At 34.8% G+C, this 26,922-nt stretch carries 24 protein-coding genes; 16 read left to right on the forward strand and 8 right to left on the reverse strand.

What is annotated here, in order from left to right; translation table 11 throughout:
• The first annotated feature begins 30 nt into the window (after positions 1-30).
• From aroA to dnaG, 8 genes are all read left to right on the forward strand, one after another.
• Positions 31-1,260 carry a 3-phosphoshikimate 1-carboxyvinyltransferase gene (aroA, locus tag ES724_RS05275; RefSeq protein WP_146930522.1) on the forward strand — a complete coding sequence of 410 codons (1,230 nt, stop codon included), beginning with the start codon at positions 31-33 and terminating at the stop codon, positions 1,258-1,260.
• A gap of 87 nt (positions 1,261-1,347) precedes the next feature.
• A complete protein-coding gene (queA, locus tag ES724_RS05280) occupies positions 1,348-2,397 on the forward strand; it encodes a tRNA preQ1(34) S-adenosylmethionine ribosyltransferase-isomerase QueA (protein ID WP_146930524.1) in 1,050 nt (349 codons plus the stop codon).
• Positions 2,398-2,640: 243 nt separating this feature from the next.
• Positions 2,641-3,684 carry a 23S rRNA (adenine(2503)-C(2))-methyltransferase RlmN gene (gene rlmN / locus ES724_RS05285; protein ID WP_146930527.1) on the forward strand — a complete coding sequence of 348 codons (1,044 nt, stop codon included), beginning with the start codon at positions 2,641-2,643 and terminating at the stop codon, positions 3,682-3,684.
• 51 nt (positions 3,685-3,735) lie between these two features.
• On the forward strand, positions 3,736-4,713 hold the full coding sequence (locus ES724_RS05290; RefSeq protein WP_146930529.1) for a polyprenyl synthetase family protein: 978 nt from the start codon (positions 3,736-3,738) through the stop codon (positions 4,711-4,713).
• Between the two features lie 822 nt (positions 4,714-5,535).
• Positions 5,536-6,096, forward strand: coding sequence for an RNA polymerase sigma factor (locus ES724_RS05295; protein ID WP_146930532.1), 561 nt, complete (start codon positions 5,536-5,538; stop codon positions 6,094-6,096).
• Positions 6,086-6,859, forward strand: coding sequence for a hypothetical protein (locus tag ES724_RS05300; RefSeq protein ID WP_146930534.1), 774 nt, complete (start codon positions 6,086-6,088; stop codon positions 6,857-6,859). Before ES724_RS05295 ends, ES724_RS05300 begins: the two co-directional genes overlap by 11 nt.
• Before the next feature lie 131 nt (positions 6,860-6,990).
• Positions 6,991-8,055 (forward strand): hypothetical protein, encoded by a 1,065-nt coding sequence (locus ES724_RS05305; RefSeq protein WP_146930537.1) that lies wholly within the window; start codon positions 6,991-6,993, stop codon positions 8,053-8,055.
• A 115-nt stretch (positions 8,056-8,170) separates the two neighbouring features.
• A complete protein-coding gene (dnaG, locus tag ES724_RS05310; RefSeq protein WP_146930540.1) occupies positions 8,171-10,135 on the forward strand; it encodes a DNA primase in 1,965 nt (654 codons plus the stop codon).
• On the opposite strand, the gene ES724_RS05315 is transcribed toward dnaG, so the two are convergent.
• Together ES724_RS05315 and nadE are read right to left on the reverse strand one after the other, a co-directional pair.
• On the reverse strand, positions 10,128-10,766 hold the full coding sequence (locus tag ES724_RS05315; protein ID WP_146930543.1) for a response regulator: 639 nt from the start codon (positions 10,764-10,766) through the stop codon (positions 10,128-10,130). The two genes, dnaG and ES724_RS05315, sit on opposite strands and share 8 nt — an antisense overlap.
• A 122-nt stretch (positions 10,767-10,888) precedes the next feature.
• The gene (nadE, locus tag ES724_RS05320; RefSeq protein WP_146930546.1) at positions 10,889-11,680 is read right to left on the reverse strand and encodes an NAD(+) synthase; all 792 of its coding nucleotides are present in this window, start codon (positions 11,678-11,680) and stop codon (positions 10,889-10,891) included.
• 105 nt (positions 11,681-11,785) lie between these two features.
• On the opposite strand from nadE, the gene gldB reads away from it, so the two are divergent.
• Positions 11,786-12,745: a gliding motility lipoprotein GldB gene (gene gldB / locus ES724_RS05325; protein WP_146930549.1), complete on the forward strand. Its 960-nt coding sequence runs from the start codon at positions 11,786-11,788 to the stop codon at positions 12,743-12,745.
• Positions 12,745-13,080 (forward strand): gliding motility protein GldC, encoded by a 336-nt coding sequence (gene gldC / locus ES724_RS05330; protein ID WP_026837640.1) that lies wholly within the window; start codon positions 12,745-12,747, stop codon positions 13,078-13,080. The genes gldB and gldC overlap by 1 nt, the downstream gene beginning before the upstream one ends.
• Positions 13,081-13,958: 878 nt before the next feature.
• Here gldC and rho read toward each other — a convergent pair.
• Positions 13,959-15,695, reverse strand: coding sequence for a transcription termination factor Rho (gene rho, locus ES724_RS05335; protein ID WP_146930552.1), 1,737 nt, complete (start codon positions 15,693-15,695; stop codon positions 13,959-13,961).
• 187 nt (positions 15,696-15,882) lie between these two features.
• Between rho and ES724_RS05340 the strand changes: the two genes are divergently transcribed.
• The gene (locus ES724_RS05340) at positions 15,883-16,293 is read left to right on the forward strand and encodes a DUF4293 domain-containing protein (protein ID WP_146930555.1); all 411 of its coding nucleotides are present in this window, start codon (positions 15,883-15,885) and stop codon (positions 16,291-16,293) included.
• A gap of 713 nt (positions 16,294-17,006) precedes the next feature.
• Here the strand turns inward: ES724_RS05340 and ES724_RS16700 are convergent.
• The 5 genes from ES724_RS16700 to ES724_RS05365 form a co-directional block, all read right to left on the reverse strand.
• The gene (locus ES724_RS16700) at positions 17,007-17,213 is read right to left on the reverse strand and encodes a GDCCVxC domain-containing (seleno)protein (RefSeq protein ID WP_146930558.1); all 207 of its coding nucleotides are present in this window, start codon (positions 17,211-17,213) and stop codon (positions 17,007-17,009) included.
• Between the two features lie 11 nt (positions 17,214-17,224).
• The gene (locus tag ES724_RS05350; RefSeq protein WP_146930560.1) at positions 17,225-18,571 is read right to left on the reverse strand and encodes a dihydrolipoyl dehydrogenase family protein; all 1,347 of its coding nucleotides are present in this window, start codon (positions 18,569-18,571) and stop codon (positions 17,225-17,227) included.
• A gap of 1 nt (position 18,572) precedes the next feature.
• Positions 18,573-19,190, reverse strand: coding sequence for a mercuric transport protein MerTP (gene merTP / locus ES724_RS05355; protein WP_146930563.1), 618 nt, complete (start codon positions 19,188-19,190; stop codon positions 18,573-18,575).
• 86 nt (positions 19,191-19,276) lie between these two features.
• Positions 19,277-19,651, reverse strand: coding sequence for an ArsR/SmtB family transcription factor (locus ES724_RS05360; RefSeq protein ID WP_146930566.1), 375 nt, complete (start codon positions 19,649-19,651; stop codon positions 19,277-19,279).
• A gap of 301 nt (positions 19,652-19,952) precedes the next feature.
• Positions 19,953-20,444: a metallophosphoesterase family protein gene (locus tag ES724_RS05365; RefSeq protein WP_146930569.1), complete on the reverse strand. Its 492-nt coding sequence runs from the start codon at positions 20,442-20,444 to the stop codon at positions 19,953-19,955.
• A gap of 110 nt (positions 20,445-20,554) precedes the next feature.
• Here ES724_RS05365 and truA point away from each other — a divergent pair, with 110 nt between their 5' ends.
• From truA to ES724_RS05390, 5 genes are all read left to right on the forward strand, one after another.
• Complete coding sequence (gene truA, locus ES724_RS05370) at positions 20,555-21,301, forward strand: tRNA pseudouridine(38-40) synthase TruA (RefSeq protein WP_146930571.1); 747 nt, start codon at positions 20,555-20,557, stop codon at positions 21,299-21,301.
• Positions 21,302-23,071 (forward strand): ABC transporter ATP-binding protein, encoded by a 1,770-nt coding sequence (locus tag ES724_RS05375; RefSeq protein WP_146930574.1) that lies wholly within the window; start codon positions 21,302-21,304, stop codon positions 23,069-23,071.
• A 143-nt stretch (positions 23,072-23,214) separates the two neighbouring features.
• Positions 23,215-23,433: a hypothetical protein gene (locus ES724_RS05380; protein WP_146930577.1), complete on the forward strand. Its 219-nt coding sequence runs from the start codon at positions 23,215-23,217 to the stop codon at positions 23,431-23,433.
• 14 nt (positions 23,434-23,447) lie between these two features.
• Positions 23,448-24,239 (forward strand): GLPGLI family protein, encoded by a 792-nt coding sequence (locus tag ES724_RS05385; RefSeq protein ID WP_146930579.1) that lies wholly within the window; start codon positions 23,448-23,450, stop codon positions 24,237-24,239.
• Positions 24,221-26,905, forward strand: a complete 2,685-nt coding sequence (locus tag ES724_RS05390) for a carboxypeptidase regulatory-like domain-containing protein (protein WP_146930582.1) — start codon at positions 24,221-24,223, stop codon at positions 26,903-26,905. Before ES724_RS05385 ends, ES724_RS05390 begins: the two co-directional genes overlap by 19 nt.
• Positions 26,906-26,922 lie beyond the last annotated feature (17 nt).

A 26,922-nucleotide genomic window follows, 5' to 3' on the forward strand; every position in this document is an offset into this window, starting at 1 on the left:
TCTCATCAATCTATTTTCATCTCAAGTTCTATGAATGTACAGTTAAGTCATCCAGATACTAATCTCTTTGGAGAAATTCAAATTACAGGTTCCAAGAGTGAATCTAACCGAGCTTTGGTCTTGAAGGCTTTATTTCCTTCAATTTCATTGAGCAACTTATCTAATAGTGATGACACTTCTGTTTTACAAAAAGCTTTAAAAACGAGTGGTGGTTTAGTAGATATTCATCATGCCGGTACAGCAATGCGTTTTCTTACAGCCTATTTTGCTTCCAGAGAAGGCTTAGAAGTAGTTCTTACCGGAAGTTCAAGAATGCAAGAACGCCCAATAGAACTTTTAGTGAATGCTCTAAAAGATCTTGGAGCAGATATCAATTATTTAGAAAAAGAAGGCTTTCCTCCTCTAAAGATCACGGGTAAAAAGCTTCTCAAATCATCGGTAAATGTTCAAGCAAATATCAGCAGTCAGTATATTTCTGCTTTGATGTTGATAGGCGCTTCCCTTCCAAATGGATTGATTATAAATCTTGAAGGGCAAGTCACTTCTGCTCCATATATTAACATGACGCTGAAGTTGCTTCACTATTTTGATATTGAAGCAAAATTTGAAGGACAGGTGATAACTATTCAGTCTAAAAGTAAACTTGAGTCAAGAACTTTTGAGATAGAATCAGATTGGAGCTCTGCTTCTTATTATTTCTCGATTGCCGCTTTAGGGAAGCAAGGGCAACTGAATTTAAAGAACTATAAAAAGGAAAGTTTACAAGGTGATTCGAAGATTATTCGAATTTATCATGAATTTGGAATTGAAACTTCATTTGCAGATAATGAAATTCTGCTTTTAAAAAACAACTTTGAAAAACCAAAGAATTTACATTTGGACCTTCGAAATATGCCGGATCTGGCTCAAACCATTGCAGTTACTTGTTTAGGTTTAGGGATAGGTTGCGAATTAAAAGGACTCCATACTTTAAAGATCAAAGAAACTGACCGATTAGTGGCTTTGAAAAACGAACTGGAAAAATTTGGGGCTAGTGTAGAGATCACTGACAGCAGTTTATCTCTAGCTCCATGCTCTACTTTGAGAGAAAATATAGAAGTAGAAACTTATAACGATCATAGAATGGCAATGGCTTTTGCTCCTTTGGCGTTGAAAGTTCCGCTTAGAATTAAGGATGCGGAAGTTGTTTCAAAATCTTATCCAGAGTTTTGGGAAGACTTAGAATCCATCGGATTTTCCATAGAGAAAGTCTCCAGCTAATTCATTTCTTAAATAAACTTCTATTTACTTGACAACGCCTATGTTGAGGTTGTATATTTGCATCCTTAAAAAAATTTAAATATGGGAATGAAACTTTCACAATTTGGTTTTGAACTTCCGGAAGAACTTCTAGCTGAATATCCTGCAGAAAACAGGGATGAGGCACGTTTGATGGTTCTAAACAGAAAAGACCAAACAATTGAGCATAAATTATTTAAGGATATAATGGAATATTTTGAACCAAAAGATGTTATGGTTCTTAATAACACAAAAGTATTTCCCGCGCGTTTATTCGGAAACAAAGAAAAAACCGGAGCTCGTATTGAAGTATTCTTGTTAAGAGAATTAAATCCAGAAACTAAGCTTTGGGATGTGTTAGTAGATCCGGCAAGAAAAATAAGAATTGGTAACAAGTTGTATTTTGGTGATGATGAAAGTCTTGTTGCAGAAGTTATAGATAATACCACTTCTAGAGGTAGAACGCTTCGTTTCTTATATGATGGTTCTTACCAAGAATTCAGAAAAAAATTACAGGAACTAGGGGAAACGCCACTTCCTAAATATATTAAAAGAGACGTGCAGCCTGAAGATGCGGAGCGATACCAAACTATTTATGCTAAGAATGAAGGTGCTGTTGCTGCTCCAACTGCAGGATTGCATTTTTCTAAGCATTTATTAAAACGTCTTGAGATTAAAGGGATAGATTTTGCTGAAGTTACACTTCACGTAGGCTTGGGAACTTTTAGCCCAGTGGAAGTAGAAGATCTTTCTAAGCATAAAATGGATAGTGAAGAAGCTTTTATTGAAGAGAAAGCTACTGTAACGATCAATAAGGCACTTAGCGAAAAACGAAGAATATGTGCTGTTGGTACAACTAGTATGCGAGTGTTGGAGAGTGCGGTTTCTTCTAACCATACTTTAAATGAATTTAGTGGCTGGACCAATAAATTTATTTTTCCTCCATACGATTTTAGCATAGCTAACTGTATGATCACAAACTTCCATACACCTAAGTCTACTTTGATGATGATGGTTTCTGCATTTGCAGGACACGACTTCATGAAAAGAGCATATGACGAAGCGATCAAGGAAAAATATAAGTTCTACACTTATGGAGATGCAATGTTGATTATCTAACATTCACCTTTCAAATATTTTAGAACCACGAATGCACTCATTTAATGAGAAGTATTCGTGGTTTTCTTTTTTTAAGACAGGTTGGAATTTAATCCCTCATTGAGGGCTTAATTCCTCCAAGGCTTGCCTCAAGTTTTCAAAAGTGTTTTTCTCCCGAACAGTCTGGACATATCTCTTGAGCTTGTCCCGAGGTTCTTGATTTGATAATACTGTAAATCCTAATAATCTTCATACTTTTGCAGCGTGAAAGATAAGAAGAAAGATATACGTGCTTTAACTAAGGAACAATTACAGCAATTCTTTGTTGCTCAAGGAGATAAGTCCTTTCGAGGCTCTCAGGTTTATGAGTGGCTTTGGAATAAAAGTGCTCATAGTTTTGAGGATATGACAAATATTTCCAAGGCTACAAGACAGATGATGGAGGACAACTTTGTGATCAATCATATTCGTGTAGACCAAATGCAAAGGAGTAGTGATGGGACCATTAAAAATGCAGTAAGATTACATGATGATCTAACAGTGGAATCTGTGCTTATTCCAACTAAAAAAAGGACTACTGCCTGTGTGTCTTCTCAAGTTGGATGTAGTTTAGATTGTAAATTTTGCGCAACGGCTACCTTAAAACGTATGCGTAATCTAAATCCAGATGAAATTTACGATCAGGTAGTGGCTATAGATAACGAAAGCAGATTGTATTTTGATAAGCCATTGTCCAATATTGTTTTTATGGGGATGGGCGAGCCGCTTATGAATTACAATAATGTAATGAAGGCTATAGAGAAGATTACTTCCAAAGAGGGCTTAGGGATGTCTTCTAAGCGGATCACAATTTCTACCTCAGGTGTTCCAAAAATGATCAAGAAATTAGCCGATGATGAAACTAAAGTGAAACTCGCAGTTTCGCTCCACTCAGCTATAGATGAGATAAGAACAACGATAATGCCTTTTAATGCTACATTTACATTGGCAGATCTTCAAGAAGCTTTGGAGTACTGGTATGAAAAAACCAAAAGCAGGATCACCTATGAGTATATTGTTTGGGAAGGGATCAACGATACACGTAAAGATGCTGAAGCTTTAGTGCAGTTCTGTAAATATGTGCCTTGTAAGGTGAATTTAATAGAATACAATCCAATAGACGATGGCGTCTTTCAACAGGCTTCGTCAGAAGCAACAAATATGTACGAGTCTATGTTGGAGCGAAATGGAATTACAGTTACTGTAAGAAGGTCCAGAGGAAAAGATATAGATGCAGCTTGTGGACAGTTAGCTAACAAATCTTCATAAAGGATAGCCTGAAATATTTAAACCATAATCTTTAGCTATATTTGATTCCTTATGAAGGTAATCTCTCAAATAAAATTACCGGTTGAAAAAGAAATGGAGCTTTTTGAAAAGAAGTTCTTCGAGTCCATGTCCTCTAAAGTGGCACTCTTAAATAAGATCACTCATTATATAGTTAATAGAAAAGGGAAGCAAATGCGCCCTATGTTCGTATTCCTGGTTGCCAAAATGGTTTCTGAAGGGCAAGTGAACGAGCGCACATATCGTGGTGCTGCGGTAATAGAACTTATACATACTGCCACTTTGGTTCATGATGATGTTGTAGACGAATCTAATAGGAGGAGAGGGTTTTTCAGCATAAATGCACTTTGGAAAAATAAGATTGCGGTTTTGGTTGGCGATTATTTGCTTTCTAAAGGTTTATTACTTTCTATAGATAATAACGACTTTGATTTACTGAAGATCATCTCTATCGCAGTGAAAGAGATGAGTGAAGGCGAGTTATTACAAATTGAAAAAGCAAGGCATCTAGATATTACCGAAGCTGTTTATTATGATATTATTCGACAAAAAACTGCAACCTTAATTGCAGCCTGTTGTGGTTTGGGTGCAGCTTCAGTAAAGCCAGAATCTTCTGAAATTGCCAAAATGCGGAGATTTGGAGAGCTTATTGGGATGGCCTTTCAGATAAAAGATGATCTTTTCGATTATGGAGAAGAGCAGATAGGAAAACCTACAGGGATAGATATCAAGGAGCAGAAAATGACTTTGCCATTGATCTATGTGCTTAATAATTCTACTTCAAAGGAGAAAAAATGGATCATCAATTCCATCAAGAATCATAACAAGGATAAAAAACGTGTTAAGGAGGTCATCGCTCTGGTAAAATCTAACGGCGGATTAGATTATGCGGTTACCAAAATGAAAGAATATCAAAAAGAGGCACTTTCCATCTTAAACGATTATCCACCTTCAACTTATAAAGATTCACTTATCTTAATGGTGAATTACGTGATAGAACGTAAGAAATAATTTTTTCAATAAACAATTAACAATAAACAATAAACAATTTGCAATTGTGAAAATTGTCATTCTGAACGCAATGTAATGAAGTGAAGAATCTCAACTAAGTACTAGGTATTTTATTAAGAAAGAGATCCTTCCTTCGTCAGGATGACAAATAAGGATTTTAATGTCACATCGAGCGGAGTCGAGATGTTTTACCCAGTTAAATTCATCTTATAGGCTTATTCAATGGTAGCCTGACATTTTTTTTAGTTGTCATTCTGAACGCAATGAAATGAAGTGAAGAATCTCAAAGTAGTACCAGATGTTTTATTGAAAAAGAGATCCTTCCTTCGTCAGGAAGACAAAAAGGAATTTACTGTCACATCGAGCGGAGTCGAGATGTTTTACCCAGTTAAATTCATCTTATAGGCTTAGTCAATGGTAGCCTGACTTTTTTTTAGTTATCATTCTGAACGCAATGTAATGAAGTGAAGAATCTCAACTAAGTACTAGGTATTTTATTAAGAAAGAGATCCTTCCTTCGCCAGGATTACAAATAAGGACTTTAATGTCACATCGAGCGGAGTCGAGATGTTTTACCCAGTTAGATTCATCTTATAGGCTTCGTCAATGGTAGCCTATCGAAGGGTTGTTTTAAATTATTTTAAACTTTCTTCAAAAATAAATCAATACCTAGGCAACCTTTTGTAATTTTCTTACGTCTATATAAATAGATGGGTTTAACTCTCAATGAGAGTTTGATTCTTCGAGTTCGTCTCGATTTTAAAATTAGTTGTTAAAACAAATGACTTGTGAGGATACTCTCAAGTAACTGAAATAAGCTTAGTGAAAGTAATTCCTCTTTTTAAAAACGAAAAGCAATTAATTGCGAGAGCTGCGAAAAACCATCGCGATGCCCAACAGCATCTCTATGAAAAACATTCTGGTAAAATGTTAAGCGTTTGCAGAATGTATGTTAAAGATCTTCAGCATGCGGAAGATGTCATGTTAACAGGATTTTTTAAGGTTTTCACACATTTAAAAGATTTTAAACATGAAGGTAGTTTTGAAGGTTGGGTGAGAAGGATCATGATACGAGAGTCTATTTCTTTTCTTCGGAAGAAAAATGAACTGGAGTTTCAGGAAGAAATGGAATCTGTAAAAAGTGAAGGATTCGATACTATACAGGCTGAAATAGATGTAGATCATATTCAGCGGTTAATAGATGAATTGCCGGAAGGTTATAAAGCGGTTTTTGTACTCTATGCAGTAGAAGGGTATAAACACGCAGAAATTGCAGAATTACTTAAAATAACGGTTGGGACCTCAAAATCTCAATTGTTCAAAGCGAAAAAAATGTTACAAGAACAACTAGAAATAATAAACACTTCAAGTTATGGGAACTGAGAGATTTGAAGATAAAATAAAAAGGCAGTTGCGGGATCGGGAGATCGCTCCATCTGCGGGAAGTTGGGACAAACTAAGTGCTAAATTAGATGAGACCCAACAAAAGAAAAAACCTTTTGTATTGTGGATGGGAATTGCTGCGAGTATTATTGGTGGGATCTTGATCTTAAGTTTAGTCTTCAATAATACCTCTCCTTCAGATTCCCCAGAAATGGTAGATGTGCATAAAGAAGCAGTTAAACTTGAAGAAAATCCAGTGGAAACTTCAGAAGAAATTTTTACTCAGACTCAAGATGAGGTAGAACAAGTTGCAACTTCAGAAGTAAAGAAGGAACAAATAACTCCTAGATCAAACCCAACTGTTACTCCAGTAAACCAATTGCATCAAAACAATAGAGAAGCGATAGCAGTCATAGACAATAAGAGTTTGCTAAATCAAAATAGCTTAGGTATTTCTATCGAAACTACTACAGATAAAATATTAGATCTAAAATTAAATGATGCTCTTACTAATGTTATCGCAAATGTCGAAAATAGGGCAACAGTCACAGATGCAGAGGTAAATAAATTACTTGCTGAAGCAGCAGCTAAAATTAGTCGAGAGCGTTACAAAACAGATTTTGCAGTTGGAAAGGTAAATCCACAAGAACTCTTACAAGATGTAGAATTTGAAATGGACAATTCCTTTCGCGACAAGATCTTTGAGATTCTAAAAGAAGGATACTCAAAAGCGAGAACCGCAGTTGCAAACAGGAATTATTAACTAGGATAGAATTAGCCGTTATATCATCACAAAGACTCAAAAAGTCAAATTAAATCATTCATCAATCAAGTCCAATAAGCCACCTCTTCAAAAGAGGAGGTAGGCAGAGGACATTTAAAAACCAAAACATCATGAAAACAATTATCGTAACTCTCACACTTATTTTATTCAGTTTTGTCATGCAGGAGATGCAAGCACAAAATGATAGCATTCCTTCCAGTTCCAAAGATTCTATTTCGATTAAAAGTGAATTCTTGGAAAAACAAAGAGAAAAGATACTTGAAGAAGAGAAGGTAGAACTTAAATATAAGTTAGAAAGAATTCAAATGCGACTTGATAATAAGTCTATTACGCAAGAGGAAGCCGATAAATTAAAGAAGGAGGCAGCTGAAAAGCATGCCCTAAATATTGAAAATCGAATCGCAATATTAGAAAATAAGACAGCTTTGGATGAAAGAAATGGTGCAGCTTATCGTACTTCGATCGAATTGCTTGGGAATGGGAAGATCGTAAATGTAAGCGTGAATTATGGGGATGAAAAGAAACGTGCTTTTGATAGGCGAACAACAAGTGATCTAGTTCTTGCTGCAGGTTTCAACAATGTCATCTCTGATGAGAATTCTCTAGATAATTCAGATTTTAAAATTGGTGGAAGTCGGTTTTTTGAAATTGGGTGGGCCTGGAAAACCAGAGTTTTTCAAAACACCAATTGGATGCGTGTAAAATATGGAGTTTCTTTTCAGTTCAATGGATTGAAACCTACAGATAATCGCTATTTTGTTGAAAATGGAGATGTAACTCAGTTGGAAGAATTTGAATACGATCTGGATAAATCCAAGTTTAGATCAGATAATTTAGTATTCCCTGTACACTTTGAATTTGGGCCTTCCAAAAAGACTGAGGGAGCAGATTATATAAGATATAGCACTAAAAGTCAGTTTAAAATTGGGGTTGGTGGTTATGCCGGATTCAATATTGGAGAGCGTCAAAAACTGAAATACACCGTAGACGGAGACAAAAAGAAAGATAAGTTAAAAGGAGACTATAACACGAACGATTTTGTTTATGGCTTAAGTAGTTACGTGAGTCTGGGTGGTACTGCTCTATATGTGAAATATGACCTTAATCCGCTGTTTAAAGACCCAAATATTGAGATGAGAAATATCTCGTTTGGACTAAGATTTGATATAGATTAAGTACAATCTGCTAAGTTGTGAAAGAGGATGGTTTTCTATTGTTGGAAAGCCATCCTCTTTTTTTATTTATTGTTACATTTGGGTCATCTTACAAATCACATATTCTGAATAGCCTTTGATCTCAAAAAACTCCATAGACCTTGTATTTGAAACTGCCCGCGTAGAGGAAGTTTTAGGCGATTTCGTCCAACTAAAAAAGTCTGGAAGTAATTTCAAGGGGTTGAGTCCGTTTACAGACGAGCGCTCTCCGAGTTTTATGGTGTCTCCAGTGAAGCAGATCTGGAAAGATTTCTCCAGTGGAAAAGGGGGGAATGTAGTGGCCTTCTTAATGGAGCACGAACATTTCACCTACCCCGAAGCTATAAAGTATCTCGCCAAGAAATATAATATAGAAATTGAGGAGACCGAGCAGACAGACGAGCAGAAACAACTTTTAGACGAACGTGAAAGTATGTATCTGGTTTCTGAATTTGCAAGTACTTATTTTCAGAACACCATGCTTAAAACCGACCAAGGGAAAGCCATTGGTCTTAGTTATTTTAAGGAACGGGGTTTTACAGATGAAACCATCAAAGAATTTGGTCTAGGATATTGTTTAGATGAATGGGATGCTTTTACTTCTGAAGCAATTCGCAAAGGTTATAAAATGGATTATCTGGAAAAAACCGGACTAACCATCGTAAAAGGCGAAAAGCAATTTGACAGATTTAAAGGAAGAGTGATGTTCCCGATTCAATCCATGTCTGGAAGAGTCCTAGGTTTTGGAGGCCGAATTTTAACTAACGATAAAAAAGCAGCAAAATATTTAAATTCTCCAGAAAGTGATATTTACCACAAGAGTAAAGTGCTTTACGGCATTTATCACGCAAAGCAATACATCGCAAAAGAAGATAACTGTTATTTGGTAGAAGGATATACAGATGTAATCCAATTTCATCAAAGCGGAATTAAAAATACAGTTTCTTCATCTGGTACTGCCTTAACTTCAGAACAAATAAGGCTTATAAATAGACTCACTAAGAATATTACAGTTCTTTTTGATGGAGATGCTGCAGGAATGCGAGCTGCTATTCGCGGAATCGATCTAATATTAGAGCAAGGGATGAATGTGAAAGTGGTGGTTTTTCCAGAAGGGGAAGATCCAGATAGCTTTGCGAAGAAGAATTCTCAATCAGAATTAGAGGAATACCTTGAAGAAAATTCAAAAGATTTTATTGAATTCAAAGCCTCACTGTTATATCAGGATGCTAAGAATGACCCGGTAAAACGCGCTAATTTAATTCATGATATGGTATCGAGCATTGCTAAGATCCCAAATCAAATTCAGCAAGAAGTGTATATTCAGGAATGTTCCAGAATAATGGATATTTCTGAAGAAGTCTTGTTTTCTACCTTGACGCAGATGATGGCTAAAGAGGGGAAAACTGCTCCTCAAAATAAGGGGAAAACTAAGACTCTGGAAGTAGTAAAAGAATCTACATCCCCGCAAACTAAGGTGGATGAGTTATTCGAACTGGAAAGAAAGATAATTAGCCTATTATTGCTTTATGGTACAGTAGAGGAGGAGTTTGAAGATCTTGTTTGGAAAGAAAATGCTCAGGGAGAATTAGTCTTGGAACCAGAGTTACAGAAGGCTAAAGTTTTTGAAAAGATATTCTTAGATCTTCAGGAAGATGAAGTAGCCTTTACCAACGAACTTTTTAAGGAATTGTATAGTTTGGTGATCAATAAATTGAACGAAGAAGGCAAGCTAACTCTAGAGACTTTTGTGAATGAACTAGACTCTAAATTATCCGGAGAAGTAACTACCATCTTGATGGAGGAGGAACAATATATTTTACACGACTGGGAACGTATGGATATCATGGTAAAGCAAAAAGATGCCAGCATTGCCAGATTAGTGAATGAGACCATCCTTGCTCTAAGACGTTTTTTAATTACCAGAAAGATTGATGAATTATCTAAAGAAATTAAAGAGGCTGAACCTTCTGAAGATGGTGCTTCCAGTTCCTTAGAAGATATAGTAGATTATCTTTCTTTGAAAAAAATCCTTTCCAATAAATTGAATCGAGTTATGTAATTCGAAGTTGAAGTAATCTAGATTGGTTGATAAGATCTGCTAGGTTATCTACCTTGAGTTTCTTTAAAAGCCTTGTTTTATAGGTGCTCACCGTTTTTTCATTGATGTCTAATGCTTCAGCAATATCTTTATTACGCTTTCCATTAGAAAGTAAATTAAGCACTTCCATTTCTCTGGTAGATAACTTTTTAAATTTTGCGATCAACCCATTTCCGTTGGTAGCTCCAGAATTGATCTTATCGGTAATGTTTTTATTCAAATAAATTCCTCCTCGGGCAACTTGTTGGATAGCATTAAACAAACTCTCTGTAGAAGCTGTTTTAGATAAATAACCAGATGCACCAGCTTTTATTGCACTTAAGGCATACATTTCCTCAGGGTGACAACTAAATACTAGTATCCTAATTCTCGGAAATTCGGTTTTAATGGTTCGGAGAGCCGTAATTCCATTAATCTCTGGCAGATCTATTTCTATTACCAGAACTTCGGGAGAATGAGCTCTAAGAGATTTTATTAAATCCTTCCCGTTGGTAACGTTTCCAATAACATTTAGTTCATTTTGATCTGCAAGTAAGGATTTAATTCCTTCGCGTGTGATCGGATGGTGGTCTGCAATTAAGATTGTACTCATAAATATTAATTAGCACTAAATTACAGCAGCAGGGTTTGCGTCTTAGTAGTTATGTATAATATTTAAAATTAGCAGATTATTTATTCAATTGCTGAAGCAGTGTGTATTATTCGATAAAAGCACTAATTTCTAAGATTAACGGGTATTTCGCAAACTGGAATCGGTTGCATTTTATGTTGATTTGCTTTATTTCGACCTTTATAAATATTAAAAACTTCCTGTTCTCTGTCAGAATAATCTTCTGCATTCATTCCCAGTTGATCTCTTCCCATTGCCCATTCCAATTCGTCGTAACTCGCTCCAATTTGGTCTTCATCGCTTCTGCTGTCACCAAATAATCCATCAGTAGGTGGTGCATTTAAAATCTCTTCACGAATATTTAAATATCTTCCAATCTCGTAAACTTCGCTTTTCATTAAATCTGCAATCGGACTTAAGTCAACTCCACCATCTCCATACTTGGTGTAAAATCCTACACCAAAATCTTCTACCTTATTTCCTGTTCCAGCTACCAAATATTTATGTAAGCCAGCAAAATAATATAAAGTAGACATTCTTAATCTTGCTCTGGTATTGGCCAGGGAAATATGTAAATTAGGATTTTCGTCTTCAAAAGGCACCACTTCCTTAAACTGTTCGAAAACAGGTGTTAGGTCTACTTCTACATTGGTAACATTTGCAAAATGACTTTTCAAATAAGATATATGATTTTGTCCTCTGCTCACCTGAGTTATGGCTTGATGTATTGGCATTTCTACACACAACGTACGCAATCCTGTTTTTGCACAAAGCGCTGAGGTAACAGCCGAGTCTATCCCGCCACTTATCCCTACAATAAAACCATTCATGTTGGATGAAGTTGCATAATCTTTTAACCAATCTACAATGTGATTTACTACCTTTTCAGTTTGCATAATTTTGGGTGTTTAGAATTCTAAGTAATACCTTTGCAAGCAAATTTAGCAAGTTTAAATTAGTATCAAAAACAGCCTGCGTTAAAGGCATCATAATTATATTAGATGGTTAGATTAATAAGTATGCTTTTTTTGGTTCTAATTCTGGTTGCTTGTAACTCGCGGTCAAATGAAGAAAAGGAGATTGAGAAGATAGCTATAGATCTAAAAGTAACTCGTTTCGACAAGAAATTCGCGGAGGTCACAGGAGATAATTTACCTCAATTAAAGAGTGAATATCCCTATTTATTTCCTGAAAGGTTTACAGACAGTATGTGGATCGCTAAGGCTAATGATAGCATTCAGAAGGAATTAAATGAAGAAGTAGAAAAAGCTTTTCCTGATTTTTCTACTGAAGAAGATGGTATATATGAGCTTTTTCAGCATACCAAATATTATTTTCCTTCCTTCGAAATTCCACATGTAATTACTATAACTTCTGAAGTAGACTATAGAAATAAAGTCTTATTAACTCCAGATTATTTATTTATTTCTTTAGACACCTATTTAGGGAAAGAGCATCCGTTTTATATAGGATTGCAAGAATATTTAAAAAAGAATTTTGAAAAGGATCAGATTCTTCCGGATGTTGCTAATGAGATCGCAGAGGTTTACGTGCCTCAACCAGAATCTAAAACGTTTCTCGCGCATATGGTGTACTATGGAAAGATCCTTTATTTAAAAGATCTTCTTTTATCAAAGGTTGCAGATCATGATAAAATTGGATATAATGAAGTAGAATTAAAGTGGGCTATAGCTAATGAAGAAGAAGTATGGAGATATTTTGTGGAGCGGGAAGTAATATTTAATACCGATACCGACTTAAATTCTAGATTCCTATATCCTGCGCCATTTTCTAAATTCTATCTTGAATTAGACGCAGAGTCTCCTGCAAGGTTGGGACAGTTTATAGGATGGCAAATGATACGTCAATATATGGATAAAAATGAAGTGAGTGTTCAGGAAATGCTTGCTACGAATGCAGAAACAATTTTTAATAAAGCAAATTACAAACCAAAGAAATAATGGCAGAATTTAAAAAATCTGAGATCAATATAGAAGTTATATTAGATGAGAATAAGGTTCCAGAGGAATTATATTGGAGTGCAGACGATGGAGCTATCTATAAAGAGGAAGCCAAAGCTATGATGTTATCTATGTGGGATGGGAAACAGCAGGAAACCTTGCGAATAGACCTATGGACCAAAGATATGCCGGTAGATGAAATGAAGAAGTTTTTTCACCAGACACTTGTAGCAATGAGTGATACTTTTAATAGAGCAACCCAAGATGAAAAAATGACAGCTACTATGAAGGATTTCTGCGATTATTTTGCTGAAAAAATGGAGCTGAAGGAGTAATTATATTTAGTTACCTTATCTCAAAACATCTGGATATTTCAGGATCTTACTTTTATTGAAAATCTGAAAGTTGACGAGAGAAATAATCGTGGTTTCTAAGTTGGAAAACCGAAATTGATTGGCTGTAAAGTATCCTAAACGTATAATGTACGTTATTCTGTCCCGTATGCTTTGGGAGTTTCAGAATATAATTACACCGTAAATCAACGTAATAAATTAAGACCTTGAAATAAATTACCATTGACGTATTTACTAAGTTGCCCAAAATACGAGACCCTGAAACCAGTTGCCATTGACGTAATTCCAAGAATCTAGCAAACACTCCCTCCCGAAAGCTTTCGGGAAGTCGGTAATGATCTGTTTATTTTTTAAGATTGTTCATTTTTTTGCGTGTCCAAAAAAACGAACCAAAAAAAGGACACTTTTTTGTAGGTGTTTCAAATTATGCTACCGCATAATTTGAACAGTACTTCCACGACGTAAAATTTTCTCCAAGGCTTCGAAAATTTTACGCCGTGAAAGCACTACACTTGCAAAAAAGAAGTTTTCTAGAAGATAAATCTGCTAGCAACCATAATACGTCAATGGCCTTCGCTAGATAATTTTTTTATCACAGGTCGCAGTTTGAAGAAACAGAAAAATGTTGTTTCGAGCCCTTCGGCTTTGCTCAGGATAAACTAAAGTCGAGAAATCTTATTTGAGCAGAACAACTTCGATAAGAGATCCCTCCCGCCGTCGGGATGACAATGTAATCATTCCTTTCCCGAAGCGTCGGGATATTTCAGGATCTTAAATAGCTTAAAGCAAAACATCAAAAAACCCCACCAATTTTAAAATTGTTGGGGTTTTATAATATTTAAATGATTCGGATGACTCTTTTATCCATTCATAGAGATCAAAAACTCTTCGTTATTCTTAGTTTTCTTGAAACGCTCATTAATAAATTCCATTGCTTCCACAGGGTTCATATCTGCAAGATACTTTCTCATTACCCACATACGTTGTAAGGTAGTTTCGTCAAGAAGTAAGTCGTCACGACGTGTACTTGAAGAAGTAAGATCTATAGCTGGGAAAATTCTTCTGTTTGCAATTTTTCTGTCTAATTGTAGCTCCATGTTTCCAGTACCTTTGAATTCTTCAAAAATAACTTCATCCATTTTAGAACCAGTATCTGTTAAAGCAGTTGCTATAATAGAAAGAGAACCCCCATTTTCGATATTTCTGGCAGCACCAAAGAAACGTTTTGGTTTGTGTAAAGCATTTGCATCTACACCACCACTTAATACCTTACCACTGGCAGGTTGAACAGTGTTATATGCTCTGGCTAAACGTGTGATAGAATCTAGTAAGATCACTACATCATGTCCACATTCTACCATTCTCTTTGCTTTTTCCAGAACGATGTTGGCAACTCTTACATGCTCATGCGCTTCCCTGTCAAAAGTAGAAGCAACAACCTCACCTTTTACATTACGTTGCATGTCTGTAACTTCTTCCGGACGCTCGTCTATCAATAAAATTATTTGATATACTTCTGGATGATTGGCTGCAATTGCATTTGCAATATCCTTAAGCAACATTGTTTTACCAGTTTTTGGCTGGGAAACGATCATTCCACGTTGTCCTTTTCCAATTGGAGAGAACAAGTCCATAATTCGTGTAGAGATAGTACTTTGTCTGTCTGCAATGTTGAATTTTTCCTTTGGAAATAAAGGAGTTAAGTGTTCAAAAGAAATACGGTCACGAACCACTTGTGGATCTAACCCATTAATTTTGCTGATTTTTATAAGAGGAAAATATTTTTCTCCTTCTTTTGGAGGTCTAATTTGACCTAAAACAGTATCTCCAGTTTTCAGTCCGAATAATCTAATTTGAGATTGAGATACATAAATATCATCTGGAGAAGAAAGGTAATTGTAATCTGATGATCTTAAGAAACCATAGTTATCCTGCATGATATCCAGAACTCCTTCACTTTCTATGATCGCATCAAATTCGTAATCTGGTTCACGATACCTGTTTCTACTATCTCTGTTTCCGTTGTTCTTAGAACTTCCGGAATTATTCCCGTCAGTTTTGTTACCATCAGATTTATTTCCTCTATTATCTCTGGTGTCTTTTCTAGGTTCTCTAGGAGATCTAGTGTTATCTCTAGGAGTATTTTGTTTATCGTCCTTTTTTACGGGCTGATTTTTATGAACAGGACGCTTTGGAGCATCGCTTGATCTTTCCTGTCTAGGCTTTCTTTCTGGAGTTCGATCCTGAGAAGTTTCTTTGGAAGCTGTTTTAGCTTCATCAGTCTTATCAGAAGTAGCTGAAGGTTTCTCTTCAGTATCCTTCTTGCGCGGATTCGGACTCACCTTTCTAGCTGGCTTGCTTTCTATTCTGGGCTTTGCAGGACTTTTGCTTTCCGGACTAGCTGCGCTTTCCGGTTTAGCTGGGCTTTCATCTTTCAATACCTCTTTCACTTTATTTGGGTTTGCCGCTTGGTAGTCCAGAATCTGGTACACCAAATCGAGCTTTTTAACCGTTTTATATTTAGGGACATTTAATGATTTGGCTATATCCTGAAGCTCAGGAAGCTTCTTAGCTTTTAAATCTGAAATTTCAAACATGAATAAGATTGTGTTTGTTTATTGTAAACTTCTCGAGGAAGAATCGAAAAAAATTTTTGGAGTCTTAAGTAACCTATTTTGAATTGGTTACATATTCTTACTGCAATAATACAACTTTATTTTAAATTTTTGAATACAGTATCTAAAAAGAAACACTTATTTTTGCCGTCTAAATAGAAGATTTACCATGTTACAACGCATTCAAACTATTTATTTATTTCTTGCTACTTTAATAAGTGGTGTTTTAATATTTTTTGTTTCTTTGTGGTATACAGAAGCGGGGAACCCTGTTTTTGTTGAAAAGGTTTTAATTGCTTTAGGATTATTTTTAGCCTCTTCAGTTCTTTCTTTTATTAGCATATTTTTATTTAAAAACAGAAAGCTTCAATTTGTATTGGGGCGAATCAATATATTATTAAACTTTTTTTTGCTAGGAGTTTTTGTGTATTGGTCTCTAACTGTACCTGGAGAGATGGAAATCTCGGAGAAGGGTATTGGGATGTTTGTTCCTGTTCTTTCTATCGTTTTTTTAGTTTTGGCCAATAAGGCCATAAAAAAGGATGAGGATCTCGTAAAATCTGCAGACCGGTTACGATAAAACCTATTATCTTAGTGTTATTAGTGCGTAGAAAACCCGAAGTGAAAGCTTCGGGTTTTTTTATACCCACAAGTGGGTTTAATCCCTCATTGAGGGTTTAATTCCCCGAGGCTTGCCTCGAAGTTTTAAAAGTATTTCCCAAGTCATATCTCGTGGGCTTCCCCGAGGTTTTTGATTAATTTAAAAATAACTTCTATCTAAGAAATGTTTATCAAACTATGGTTGTTTTAGTCCTCCCCGCAGGGGAGGATTTAGGAGGGTATGGAGGTTTGATCTATTTTAATTTTATCAGCAGTCCTTTCCCTAAAGAAAGTGAATAAATATTTTCTCATTATCAACCCTAAATTAGAGCCTTCATAAATTAGATATTTAAAAATTCCCGAAAACATTATTGAGTTTGTGGCTTCAATCTAGGTATATAGGTATTGAGTAACGCAAGTGGCCTATAGTAAAGAGCATTCTTGTCGACTTTGTGGTTTATTTTCATGATCTCTCAAATTTCATCATTCACTGGAATGCTCTTAATTTGCGATAATCGATGTTACCCAACTGGCTTTATTCTGTTAGGTTTGGTACAGCGTTGGGAAAAACATATTTTTTGTAGTTTTTGGTGTCGTTGTAGCTGGCGTGAACTATGAAGTAATCACGAACACAAAAAAAAATATTAAAGCCGTGAGTAATTTCAAATGTGTATGGCTTTTAGCGTTGGATTTTTAACAGCAATTCTTATTTTCTTGAATTGGTGGACAAGGTATAGTTCCATAAGAGCAATAAACACAACAATCTCCTTTGTTTGGTTTCAGAACCGTTTTACAATTCTCACACTCGTAAAAGAATTGACAAGCGTTTGTTGGCATATCTTCTACTTTTTTATGTCCGCAGTTTGGACAGGTGATTTCTGATTTTAATATAGTTTCCATTCAATTTTTTTTTAAAGCATATGTGGTATGTCTGAAGCCAATGTTGGATATGAGAAAATCATTGTTCTAATATCATGAACCTTCATTTTTGTTTTTATGGCCATCGCAAAGAGATTTATTGTTTCTTCTGTATGCGGTCCTATTAGATGCGCTCCCAAAACTGTTTGAGTTTCTTCGTCAATTATAGTTTTGTATGCGTATTCGGCTACGTTCAAACGTCTGGCATTAAACCAAGCGCCAACCTCTTTATAATTTACCCGAATATTGTAATCCAACTCTCTTGCTCTAGATTCTGTATAACCTACAGAAGCCATAGTAGGCAATGTGAAAACCACCTTTGGCATTGGCGGATAACTTATTTTTTTATGATTGCCTTTGATGATATTTGACGCAACTGTATGACCTTCTAAAACTGCAACTGGGGTTAGCGGCAAACCTTCTGAATCTGCTGCATCTCCCGCAGCATATATAATTGGGTTTGATGTGTTTTGCAGGTATTCGTTCACTGAAACACCTTTTTTTGTAAAAGCTATGTCCGCTTTTTCTAAATCAAAATCAAATATTGCAGGTGGTCTACCGGCAGAATTAAAAACAGCTTCGGCTTCAAAATATTCTGTTTTCTCCGCAGTTTCACCTTTCACTCGATACTTGTTATCCGCTTTTTCAATGGCAGTTACCTCTGTATTAAGAATGAGTTTTACACCTAATTCTTTTGTTGCAGAAACAAGGTGTTTTACAATATCTTGTTCAAAATTTTCCAAGGGATTATTTCCGCGATGTACAATAGTTACATCTGCTCCACATCTAGCTGCAATATGTGCGAATTCAAACGCAATATATCCACCACCGATGAATAATAAAGATTTGGGTAATACTTCTAAATTCAAGAAATCAGTACTGGATTTGGCAAAATGACCACCTTCAAATTCTAAAACTCTTGGCTTTGAACCCGATGCGATAACAATTTTTTTGGCTTTTATCTTCTCATTTCCTATCTGTAATGTGTTTTGTGAAAGAAATTTTGCTGAACTATGAAAGGTGTCAATTCCATTTTTTTTATACCCTTTTTCGATTTTTGGTGGCATTTCATCCACAAAGGATTGTTTAAAGGCCATTATGTCTTTCCAATTGACTTTGGGTATCGTATCGATACCGACACCTTTAAGTCTTTTAGCAAATTCTCGAACTTCAGTAGCACCAATAATTACTTTTTTTGGGTCACAACCTCTCAATGCACAAGTACCACCGTAAGGTAATTCATCTGTGATTCCAACGCGTAAGCCTTTTGAGGCACATTTATTGGCTATAGTCATTCCTGCCATTCCAGAGCCAATTATAAAAACATCATATTCTTTCATACTAGTTGATTGGTTTTTGTTTGGTGACATTATAGCCTGTTGAATTTATAGCGTTCTCAATTTCTATTTCATTGGTTTTGGTTCTGTCAAATTCTATGATTGCATTTTCATTTTCGTAGGATGCTTTTGAGTTTACAATTCCGTTGAGTTTATTTACTTCGTGGTTGACGTGTTCTTCGCAACTCGCACAAGTCATTCCGCTGATTTTGAATTCAGTCGTTTTAATATCCAATTTGTCAACTACGATTATTTCTTTTTGTGTATTCGAGTAAAAAATTCCCGAATAGTATGGAAAAGCCAACATAACGATTGTAAATGCTGTTACAACTCCTAAGAAGGTTTTTGATTGTATGAATTTTGGTTTCTCGTCCGTTTCACATTCACAATCGATGTCCTTTCGAGTCCCGATAGCTATCGGGATTAGTTTTTGATACCAAGCAAAACCAAGAACCAAAATTGTTAGTCCGATTAAATAGGGTCTAAATGGCTCAATCCAGGAGAATGTTGAAGCAATCCCACTTGTTCCTGCAATTAGAGCCAAAACAGGTGTAATACAGCATAAAGAAGCTGTAATTGCAGTTAATAAACCTGTTCCGATTAATTTGTTTTCACTTTTCATTTGTTAAAATTATATTGTTTTTTATCGGTCAAATGTGATTCGCCATTTTGTGTCTGAGTAAGCATCAAAAATCAATATGGCTCATTTCATGTTGTTGCTAAAATTTTGTTTCCATCAAGTATCTCAAAAAACGGATTCAGTAATGTTGAATATTCAGTCGTTAATGAATAAAAAATCGTTTGGGCTTCCCTTTCTGTTTTTAATAGATTTCTATCTTTCATTTTTCTCAAGTGTTGAGAAATAGCAGAAATGTTCATTCCAAGAATATCGCTTAAATCACAAACGCAAAGTCTTTTTTCCTCAAAAATCAGGTAAAGTATTTTGAGTCTTACGCTGTTTCCAACTAATGAAAGTCCATTTGCTAAATGATCAAACGATTCACTTAATTCCGAAACAGTGTCTTTACATCTATTTATTTGTTTAATATCTGCTTGTTGTCTTATGCACGAATTATTTTCCATAGCACAAAATTACATTTATTTCTTATTTAAGCAAACACTTAAATACGTATTTAAAGCTTTGGAAGATTTTAGCTCTATTGATTTTTAGCATTGGATTTGTGAATTGGCTATAACCGAAAATGCTAAAATGTTCGGCTGGATTTCCGCTTGTGGGGAACCAATAATAGGAACAAGTTCATTAGAATTCGTCAATTTCTTACGCAAGATTATTATTTATAACTTGCCTCAGCTAGATATCTGTGGTAGGTGCTAGTAAAAAAATAGTTGGTAAAAAAGTAGAGAAATTTAAAATTAGAAATAATTAGCTTTCCAATTCTATAACCTCCAGATCAAAAATATTAGCAGCTTCCACTTTAAACCGAAGCATAGTTCGCTTTTTATGAAATCCATATTTTCCTGCAGCACCCGGATTCATATGAAGTAATTGAAGTGATTTGTCATTCATCACCTTTAAAATATGTGAATGTCCGCTTATAAATAATTTTGGCGGATTATTTTTAATCTCTTCTTTGATAGCCGGGGAATATCTCCCGGGATAACCACCAATATGCGTAATCCATACATCTAAGTCTTCACATAAAAATCGTTGATTTAAGGGGAATTCTTTCCGTATTATATGATCGTCTATATTTCCAAAGACAGCTCTTAAAGGTTTTAAAGCCTTTATCTGGTCGGTTACTTTTGGATATCCAATATCTCCCGCATGCCATACTTCATCTGCTTCTTTTACATAATGAAGAATGCGCTCGTCTATATGGCTGTGGGTATCACTTAATAATAAAATCTTTTTCAAATCTTAAATTATAATTTTTTGTTTTTCTGAAAACTGAATTGATCAACCTTTAGAGGGTTGCGAAGTTTGCCGTATCTTTGCAGGCAATCACGTAAAAGTATCAATTTAGATTGAGATATTTTATAAAACTGGCTTATAATGGAAAAGCGTATCATGGTTGGCAATATCAGCCAAACGCTATTTCTGTACAAGAAACTCTGGAGAAAGTTCTTTTTACAGCATTACAGGCGGAAATCCCTTTAGTAGGGGCTGGACGAACAGATGCTGGGGTTCATAGCAGTGAATATTTTGCACATTTTGATAGTAAAGAGATCGAGCATGTAGATAAGTTTATTTATAAGCTGAATTCTTTACTGCCAGAAGATATTGCGGTGTATAATCTTATTGAAGTTAACGACGAAGCACATGCGCGTTTTAATGCTTCGGGCAGAAGTTATGAGTATTATGTGGTTCAGCAAAAGAATCCATTTAGATTTGAAACCGCTCATTATGTGAAAAATGAATTGGATGTAGATAAAATGAATCTGGCAGCAACTACTTTATTAGATTATACAGATTTTAAATGTTTTTCGAAATCTAAAACCGACGTGCATACCTATAATTGTAAGATCGTTTCAGCACAATGGGTAAAGGAAAATGACGTTTTAGTGTTTAAGATCACGGCAGATAGATTCTTGCGAAATATGGTAAGAGCAATTGTAGGGACATTATTGGAAATTGGATTAAGTAAAATCCCCGTTTCCAGATTGCATGAAATATTAGAAAGCAGAGACAGGCAGGAAGCGGGAACATCTGTTCCGGCAAAAGCACTGTTCTTAGCAAAAATTGAATATCCAACATCTATTTTAAATAAATAAATGGCATCAGCTACAGGTAACGCATTTGATTTTAGTCTTTTTAAAAGACTTATAAAATATACGAATCCGTATAAGTGGACATTTTATTTTGTGGCCTTGGCTGCAATACTTTTGTCCTTTTTCGCGGTATTAAGACCTTATTTGCTTCAGGTAACCATAGACGATTCTATTATACCAAAGGATAATGATAATCTGGTATTCTACATCAGTATGATGCTGGTGGTGCTTTTCTTGGAAGTGATTTTTCAATTTTGCTTTATTTATTTTGCTAACTGGTTAGGGCAGGAAGTAGTTCGCGATCTAAGAGTAAATCTATTTAAACACATGCTTCAGTTTAAAATGAAGTATTACGATAAATCTGCTGTAGGAAGATTGGTTACACGTGCGGTAAGTGATATTGAGACCATTGCAAGTATCTTTAGTGAAGGACTTTTTATGATTGCTAGTGATTTGCTAAAGATGATGGTGGTTTTAGGATTTATGTTCTTTAATAGCTGGCAACTTACCTTGTTGGTATTAACAGTATTACCTTTTATTTTGTATGCTACGCGAGTTTTTCAGAAGAAAATGAAAATAGCTTTCGAAGATGTTCGAAATCAGGTAGCAAACCTGAACACTTTTGTCCAAGAGCGAATAACAGGTATGAAGATCGTTCAGATATTTACCAGAGAGAATGTAGAATATCAGAAATTTAAGGATATAAATAATAAGCATAAAAGTGCATGGATAAAGACCGTTTGGTATAACTCCATTTTCTTTCCTATTGCAGAAATGTCTACTTCTATCACCATCGGTTTAATAGTTTGGTATGGTGGTTTGCGAGTAGTAGAGGATGATGCGCTGAGTTTGGGTATCATTATCATGTTTATAGAATTGGCTCAAATGCTGTTTAGACCCTTACGTCAAATAGCCGATAAGTTTAATACCCTTCAAATGGGAATGGTTGCTGCCAATAGGATCTTTGCGATTTTGGATACAGATTCTGTGATTCAGGATACCGGAAGCAAAGAAATTTCTAATCTAAAAGGAGAGATCGAATTTGAAAATGTTCATTTTAGTTACAATGAAGGGGAAAAAGTTTTAAAAGGAGTTTCTTTTAAAGCAGAGCCAGGGGAAACCATCGCAATTGTTGGAGCTACGGGAGCAGGAAAATCTACAGTGATCAATCTGTTGAATCGATTCTACGAAATAGATTCCGGGAGGATTTTGGTAGACGGAATGGATTTTACGGACATAACACTTAAAACTCTGCGAGCGGAAATTGCAGTAGTCTTGCAAAATGTCTTCTTATTTGCCGATACTATCTTGAATAATATTACACTTCAAAACCCTAATGTTACCGAGGAAGATGTGATAACAGCTGCAAAGGAAATAGGGATTCACGATTTTATAAATTCATTGCCAAATGGGTATTATTACAATGTGAAAGAGCGGGGAGTGATGCTTTCATCAGGGCAACGCCAATTGATCTCGTTTTTGAGAGCTTACGTTTCTAATCCAAGTATTTTGGTGTTGGATGAAGCAACATCTTCCGTAGATTCTTATAGCGAACAGTTAATCCAAGATGCAACAGATAAAATTACTGCGAACAGAACTTCCATTGTAATCGCTCATAGATTGGCAACCATTAAAAAAGCAGATAGAATTATTGTGATGGATGCCGGTAAGATTGTGGAAATGGGTACGCACAAACAACTATTGAAGGTTGAAAATGGCTTCTATAAGAACTTATATGAAGTTCAGTTTATGGCTGAAGAAGAGTCTATTTAAAATTCTTCAAATTTTTTCTAAAAAAATTGATTTGACAATTATTGCTTCAATTCTATTATATATATATTGCCAGCTTAAACCAAACTATTTAATTATGAGAAAATTTTATTTATTATTTTTTTTCTGCTTTTCTTATTGCAAGTATGAGCAGCTTTAATTCGTCCGAATCTCTTGAAGATATAGATACATGCTATGTAACAATAACTTCTACGAATAGTGATACTGGAGAATCTTCTACTGAGACTTATTATTCCACTTCAAGAACTTCCGACAGTGATTGTGCGGCAGGAAGGGATGCTCTTTTAAGTGAAAATTTTATGATGTCTGCTGATTTCAAACGTTCTCCAGTATTAGCACCATAAAAAACAAAAAAATCATGAGATTATTTTATATAGCCTTTCTTAGTTTTTTTATGACCTATGGTCAAAAAGATGATTCTTCATTTGTTTTGGAATATGAGGTGAATTACCAATTAGGCAAAGCTTTAGTTAAGGAAGGCTATGTATTTAAATATGAGCAAGGTGTTCATTATTATACTTCAAAATCTGTTTTCTTAGAGGAAAGTAAAAAATTTTATGTAGATGAAGAGACTGGAATACCCAATATCAATTTGCGATCTGCGGGAGACGGATCTAATCACAACATCACTTATCTCAATAAAAATATTCACATAGGTCTATATTCTTTAGGAAATCAGCTTATAACCACAACTGAGGAGTTAATTCTTCAAAACTGGAAAGCCACTGGGGAAGAAGAAACAATTAACGGTAGAAGTTGTGTGAAACTTGTTACAAGCTATAGAGGGCGTGATTATATTGCCTACGTAGATTTATCTGTTCCCGTGAATTTTGGACCTTGGAAATTTAATAACTTCCCTGGTCTTCCTGTTCTAGTAAAAGATACTGAAAATAAACTTTCATGGACCCTTAGCAAAATTAAGTATGAAGATGTGGCAAAATTAAAAAAGTTTACCATTGAACAAAAACAATATTTGGGTTCCTTAAAATCGATTCCTCTTGAAGAGTATGTTGATATCTATGACAGTTCTAAAGGTGGATTTGATTTAATGGTGTCTAAATTACCTAGAGAATTTAAACGTCAAGGTTCCGGTAAAATGAAACAACGAAAAGGACTTGAAATAGAATTTGAATGGGAAGAAAAGCAGTAATTATCCCAAACAACAGGGGGATTTTAATTGCCTGCTTTTTTTTATTAGCAGGCAATTTTTTATTTGGGCAGCATGTAGTTACAGGAACTTTAAGTGATTCTAAGAACAATACGGTTTCTAATGCCAATGTTTTATTATATAAAAATAAAAAACTCATTAAATTTACTTTTAGTAATATTAAAGGAGTATTTCGGTTAGATAGTCTGGGCGCTGCAAAAAATTACGAGGTACGCATATCCTCAATGACTTTTAAAGATACTACAGTTCAATTTGAATTAAACAAAAGTATCCAGCTTGATCTTGAATTAAGAGAAAAAGTTGAACCCATCAAAGAAGTAGTGATCAATGTTGAGAGAGCTATTCAAATAAGAGGGGATACCATAATTTTTAAAGCCGATGCTTTTAGAAATCGGCAGAATGTTGTTGTAGAAGAATTATTGAAAAATATCCCAGGTATTGAGATTGCCGAGAACGGCAGAATTAGGTTTCAGGGGAAGCTGGTTACCAATGTAAAAATTGATGATGATGACCTTCTTGAAGGTGGATACCCGGTACTAACAAAAAATTTAAATGCCGATCTTATTGACAAGGTCGAGGTGCTTCAAAATTATAGCAGAAATCCCTTGTTAAAAAACGTACGTGATACTGAAGATGTTGCTCTAAATCTTACTTTGAAAGCTGAACGAAAAGCAGTTTTATTTGGGAATATGGATGCGGGTTATTCTTTAAAAAAACATCATGATATAAGTGCAAATGGGATTTCATTTTTAAATAAATCAAAACACTATTTGTTTTTAAACTACAATAATGTAGGAAAAGACCTGGTTCTCAATATCAATGATATTTTTAAAATTATTAATGACGATGAAAGTTATTCCTTAGGTAATACTGCAAGAACCCGTTCCTACGTTCACCTTAATACCACAAGACCTATTCTAAATGAACGGCTGGTAAATTTTAACAATACGAAGTTTAATAACTTAAATTCTATTTTTAATATAAGTAAAAATATTAAAATAAAAACTACCGGTATTTTATTTTCAGATGATAAAGACTATTTAAGTAATAATTCCACCACTTTCCTTACTGATGATCCTTTTCAAATTTATGAAGATTTTAAAACTCGGAATGAAGATAAGCTTGGTTTTTTTCGGGCTAATTTACAGTGGAATTTCAATAAAAAGGAGAGACTTGAGTATATAGGCTCCCATTACAATTTCAAGAATATAGGGTTATCAAATCTAACTCAAAATAATACTGCTATCCAGGAGAATTTATCGGGTAAAGTAAAAAGGAACAATCATTTCTTACATTATACCTTTAAATTAAAAGATAGTTCAGCTTTTGTTGCCTCTGCCAGATATTTAAACGATTCCCGTTCCCAGTTCTATAAAGTGTCACCTTATTTATATGGGGACTTTTTTTCTTTTGAGGCTCCAGTCGATTCTATCGACAATTCCATCACAAGTATTAAAAATAAGGTTACTTTTAAAGGGGTTCAATTGGGATATATAAGAAATGGGAAAGATTCTAATTGGGAGTCCTATTTGGGTTCCAGTAGTAGGACCGATAACTTTAATTCATTTCTTAAATTCTCTAGTGAAGAAGCTGATTTAGGTCAGGATTTGAAATTCGTAAATCATTTAAACTATCACTCGACTCTTTATTATCTTAAAAACAGATTTCGGAAAACCTTTGCGTCTTTTAAATTATTTGCAAATTTTGATATGAATTATGAAAAGCTAAGGACTAATAAAAGAAATGGTTCAGAATTAAATTACTTTTTTTACATTCAAGCTGGAGTAAATCTTAAGTATAATCTTTACAAAAAACACGAACTTTTAACAGGACTTCAATTTAACCAGAATACCACCAGGGCTGAAAATAATCTAGAGAATAACCTTCAAAATAGTTATCGTAGTTTTTACAGGAATCTTGGTAGAAATGATGTACTTGACAATTATAAAGGATATGTAGATTACAGATATGGCAACTGGACAGATATTTTTACAGCTAACTTAAACTTCACCTATCAATATAATAATAACTATTTAAGTAATGCAAGCGTGATATCTCCCCAGTTAAATCAGGTAGAACAAATCTTACTTAATGGCAGCGATAAATTAACTTTTGGGGCTAATGCAGACAGATATTTGAATTTTTTATCTTCTAACCTTAAGCTTAAAATTAGTTATGAGGAAACCGGTTACGAGGATGTTTTGAACGGTATAAATAGATTAATAAATTCATCCCAATTAACCTATGGGTTCGAATTAAGATCGGTGTTTCCTGGATTCCTAAATATTATTACTGGAATTCAATGGAATCAAATCTCCTTTGATTTAAATGAATACTCTGGAAATAATTTAAATAACAAATCTTTCGTGGATATAAATTTAGATTTTAGTGAGAATTTCAAAGTTTTCATTGAGAATGAGAGATACTACTTTGGAAATTTATCGGATAACAAGAAATCCTATTATTTTACTGCCCTGGATGGGAGGTACTATTTCATGGATAATAAACTATCTTTTTTTGTAAAGGTTAATAATCTTTTCAATACTGAAAACTTCAATATTTTTTCATTAACCGATACTACAGAATTTGATTCAAGCACAAAGTTAATTCCCAGGTATACTATGTTTGGGGTGAGTTATAGATTTTAAATGCATTATTCCGTATA

The sequence above is a fragment of the Gillisia hiemivivida genome (assembly GCF_007997295.1).
GTDB classification, from domain to species: Bacteria; Bacteroidota; Bacteroidia; order Flavobacteriales; family Flavobacteriaceae; genus Gillisia; species Gillisia hiemivivida.